Raw genomic sequence first — 3,773 nt, forward strand, 5'->3', positions numbered from 1 at the left:
ATTAGTAATTGCACCATTAATTTTAATTGTCACCTTCATCACCTCCCTTCACTTGTGTAGTAAGTGGTTCGAACTCAGGCAAATTGTCTGGCAAAAATCCAGATCGGGTTAGTATAAATTGTGCCTGCTCAGCGCCTAGCACCCCGGACTTGGCAAGATTTGATACCTGATTGATAAGCGTCGAGTCGTCAACATCCAACATGTCTTTAATATCTAGCTCAAGGTCCGGTGCGTTCATCTTCAAGCGCAATTCATCCACGATCGGATTTACATAGGAGTTTAAGTTCGCCAGATATGTTGCCTTGATCTGGTCAATGTTGGAATGCTGGCTTTCAGTTGATGTTCCGCCGCCCAAAATATCGCTAGGCACACCAAAGGCCTTTGAGATTTGATCAGCAGAGTATGCTGAATTGTCAGCCAAGGCCTTAAACACATCAGTCTTTATTTCAAGCTGAGTGTAATCGAACCCATCGGGTAAAACCATCAAGCGTCCGGAGTTATCACCGGTATTTGCCTTTTCAAACTCTTCGCGAGCCGCTTCTAAGTCCTTGCCATCGCTTAAATAGTTGCTTATTTTTAGCTGACCAGCAGGATTGATCTGGTTTTCCATGGCACTTATGTTGCTTTTAGAGGCCTTATCGTCCAAATTTAAGGCATTTTGCAGGCTTTCTAAAGGCGATCGACCAATCAAATACCGATATTGTGGGTCTGGCATTAGCCTAAAATGCAGCATTTGATCCTGTCTAAGCACCATTTGAGGACGATCATTGCTCTCTAAAACCGTGTAAATGATGCCTGTATTGCCTGGCAAGTAGTTAATTTGGACGTCAGAGTTAGGAATATGCTCCAAATTCTGCCCAACTAACGGGATATAGTCGTTTCCTGACAAACAAAGTTGCATCAATGCACCTTGCCAAAAAGAAAACCGGCCTATCAAGCTGCTAGGGCTCTCAAGTCGGTTCAATGTTGCGGTATTTTCAGTTTTGAAGTGTGCTGAGGCAACGTCACTAGCAATACGGTTGATCACGCTATAAACATTAGTGTTTTGCAAAGCGGATAGCGCCGAAACGTAAGACAATTGCATGCCGCCAACCGTGGTCGTGAAAAAATCAGGATTGCTTGGATAAACCATGTTTTTGGCCTTGCGTTTGTTGAAATTTTTAGGGGTTAGAAGTCCCATTTAGCTTCACCCCCTTTCTTTGTCCAAAATATAAGCAGCTAAGCACGTCTCAAGGCCCGCAACTAGATAGCCAATTATAATGTTGAAGGTGAATGAGGCTACAGCAATCAGTGTCAAGCCGACGATGAACAAGATAACAGTCCCCCAATTACTGAGCAGATCGCCAATAATTTTTGCCATTATTTACCACCTCCAAACATCGCCTTGAAATAGTCACGTTGTCCTTGCGTGTCTAAATCATTCAGCGGGTTATAATTCTCATCATGATAGTTTTCGAAATAGAACTTTGCCTGAGCATGGGCATTAATAAGCGCATCAGTCGTATCAATATGATCACTCGTGCGATTTTGACGGTCAATCTTGACCGAACCGCCGCGATCTTCTACCAACACAGCATTGTTCAGACCATCGATTAGCAATGGATCGTTCAGCATCGAAATGTTGCCATTAATAAACAGATTCTGAAAGTCCTTAGTAGGCTCATTCAGCTTGAACGAGGTGGGAGGCAAGGGAAACCATTGCCACTGCGGTTGATAGTTCTCTAGTTTCTTTTCTAGCCATTCACCATGGTTTGGATCAGCAATGATGAACTTCACCTTAAGCTGGTGCTTCTTAACAAAGCCGACCAACCACTGATAGACCTGGTCATTGTTGATCACGCCTGATGCAAGATTCGTAATATCCACAAAGCCTTCATCTTGCAATTTAAGGTAATCTAATCCGTCCTGCTTTGACTTGGCTTCGATCGTTTTTGCCTGTGCAAATGGAATGAAGCTGTGCTGCTGAACGTGAAACATGTGTTTGTCATGATCAGTGTACGGATAAATGAAACCAAAAGACGTATTATCATTGGTCTGTGATCCGTCAAATCCAATGAATACATCACGTCCATCCACATCAAAATGGTCGATAATGCTGCGCTGAATGTTATCTAGAGACAGATAACTGTTCTGGAAGCGGCGGCTCCACAGATTTAATGACTTATTAACGAATGTTTCCAACGTTCCCTCACGCTCATTGTCGTTGCGGTCCTGGTTGAGCGCCTCTAGAAGGTTATCGCGTTTGCTTTTAGGCAGCTCAATCAAATTAGGATTTGATTTTGCCCATGTTTCAGGCTCGAATACCTCATCTTCAGAATCCTGGGCATAAATCACTTGAAACACGTTGTCAGCGTCTCGAACGGCGTCATGCTCAATGGCAGCCCTGGTTACGTCTTCATCATTCTTAAACTTAACCTTGATATCAGGGTAAGCTGTTGAAATCTTGACAAACATTCGGTTCTTAATGCCATTTTGGCCGGATGTAATCTGCTTTAATGTCTCATTCAGTGCTGGCCTTAAGTTGCCAATTTCATCATAAACAGCGATTGCATTATGGAAACTATCGAATCCGCCGCCTTGTGATGTGCCTTTTCGGATCGTATTCTTAGTGTTTTTTGCGATAACTTGCGTGGTTTGAGCTTCCACGCCACGTTCTCTTGCATCATCTGTAAAGTCCGGCAGAGATAAAATTGTCTTTGCCTGCAAAGACACGTCATTGAACAGCTTGGTCGCGTGTTCACTATCGTAGCTGGCCACTAGCAAGTCCTGTGATGTTGCATACCAACAGACGACAAAGTAGTAGAAATTGATCAGGATAGAAGCAAGCCAAGTCTTGCCCTGTTGGCGAGCAATAGATATGTTGGAAGTTGTGAATCGGGTGCCATTGTCTATGGTTCGCCATCCAATCAAGCTATCGAGGATAAACGATTGCCATTTGAATGGTTGAATTGTTTTGGAAGTATCGTCTGGATTAGGCAACAGTCGTGAAAAGTATTCAATGGCATTAACCATGTCGCAATTATACTGGTACGGAAAATCATCATCACCGATCCGCAGCAAATCGTTCAAGTGCCGAATGCACGCCAACTGAACGTCTCGCCCGGTAATATACTTATCCGTAAACATCACGTCATAAGCGTACCTTGTTCCTGGATCACGGTACTTATCAAACAGACCTTGGTAATCTGATCGATACGGCTTTACGTAACCGCGAATATCTTGCACACCAGTAAAATCAAACGTCCGCACCAAACTTAACCTCCTTTAATGGGCTATCTTGTTTAGGCTTTTCTGGCTCTTCTACAGTGATCTGACGTAGTCCAGAATCAAATGTCAGACCTAAATCATGTCCTAGTAACTTCATGTTTTTTACACAAGAGTCCATCTGTATCGCTCCAGGAGAACGTTTAACAGCAACATCATCGTTGTCATAAATCCACAGCCCCTGTTTTTCGATTAGCTGCTCAGACTTAATGTAAATAGAGTAATAACGGCAATACAATTCAAGCGCTGGCTGATCTATCTTTTTAAGATAGCCAATTTTCTTTATTTCAGGAACAACCGCCTTCCAAAGACGCGATGCTTCATCATCGAGATGAGCTGGCGGTGTGTTCTGAATCTCCTTAAGATCATCGTCATCAGCTGTTGCGGTATTTGGACTTTTTGAGTGCAATACTGTCAATTTTGGTTGCTTTTCAGGCAAAAAACACACCTCCTTTCAGCATCAGAACCGCTATTCATTGGGATTCAAGTCTAAAAAAGTCGAAATTTTT

The 3,773-nt window shown here is 43.1% G+C and carries 4 protein-coding genes; all 4 read right to left on the reverse strand.

What is annotated here, in order from left to right; genetic code table 11:
- Positions 1-22 precede the first annotated feature (22 nt).
- Genes H627_RS0115100 through H627_RS0115115 form a run of 4 tightly spaced genes read right to left on the reverse strand, consistent with a single transcriptional unit; the run spans position 23 to position 3,703 of the window.
- Entirely contained in the window at positions 23-1,180 is a 1,158-nt protein-coding gene (locus H627_RS0115100; protein ID WP_027829592.1) for a phage portal protein, read from the reverse strand.
- 6 nt (positions 1,181-1,186) lie between these two features.
- The gene (locus H627_RS20445; RefSeq protein ID WP_169449874.1) at positions 1,187-1,360 is read right to left on the reverse strand and encodes a hypothetical protein; all 174 of its coding nucleotides are present in this window, start codon (positions 1,358-1,360) and stop codon (positions 1,187-1,189) included.
- Complete coding sequence (locus H627_RS0115110; RefSeq protein WP_027829593.1) at positions 1,360-3,249, reverse strand: terminase TerL endonuclease subunit; 1,890 nt, start codon at positions 3,247-3,249, stop codon at positions 1,360-1,362. Before H627_RS0115110 ends, H627_RS20445 begins: the two co-directional genes overlap by 1 nt.
- Positions 3,236-3,703, reverse strand: coding sequence for a phage terminase small subunit P27 family (locus H627_RS0115115; RefSeq protein WP_027829594.1), 468 nt, complete (start codon positions 3,701-3,703; stop codon positions 3,236-3,238). The genes H627_RS0115110 and H627_RS0115115 overlap by 14 nt, the downstream gene beginning before the upstream one ends.
- Positions 3,704-3,773: the final 70 nt, after the last annotated feature.

This window comes from Schleiferilactobacillus harbinensis DSM 16991, from assembly GCF_000425885.1.
GTDB classification, from domain to species: Bacteria; Bacillota; Bacilli; order Lactobacillales; family Lactobacillaceae; genus Schleiferilactobacillus; species Schleiferilactobacillus harbinensis.

Excerpts from the sequence above, each read along its gene's own strand:
- H627_RS0115100 (WP_027829592.1), bottom strand. The coding sequence starts at position 1,180 with ATGGGACTTCTAACCCCTAAAAATTTCAACAAACGCAAGGCCAAAAAC.
- H627_RS20445 (WP_169449874.1), bottom strand. The coding sequence starts at position 1,360 with ATGGCAAAAATTATTGGCGATCTGCTCAGTAATTGGGGGACTGTTATC.